This window comes from Acetobacter sp. DmW_043 (genome assembly GCF_002153485.1).
In the GTDB taxonomy this organism is placed as follows: Bacteria; Pseudomonadota; Alphaproteobacteria; order Acetobacterales; family Acetobacteraceae; genus Acetobacter; species Acetobacter thailandicus.
In genome coordinates, this window is sequence record NZ_JOMN01000106.1 from 1 (window position 1) to 271 (window position 271).

Below are 271 nucleotides of genomic sequence, written 5' to 3' on the forward strand. Positions count from 1 at the left end.
GCGTTCTGCAAGCAATAACCTGATCCTGTTGCTGTCATAGCCCCTGTCCCCGATGATTTCTTCTGTCTCAGCGGGCAGATCTGCCAGAAGCACATCTGCGCCTTTGAAGTCACTGACCTGTCCTGCAGTCAGATGCAGGCGGACAAGCCGCCCCTGATCATCGCACATGGCATGCAGTTTTGAGTTCAGACCGCCATTTGTGCGTCCGGTATGGCGGGGAAAAGCCCCTTTTTGAGAAGGGACGCTGCCGTTCTGTGCGCTTTAAGGTGCG

1 protein-coding gene is annotated in these 271 nt (G+C 55.7%); it reads right to left on the bottom strand.

The features are described 5' to 3' along the window. Window positions 1-189 (bottom strand): transposase (locus HK11_RS12765; RefSeq protein WP_369822964.1); only part of this gene is annotated, 189 nt, incomplete at its 3' end. Between the last annotated feature and the right edge of the window lie 82 nt (window positions 190-271).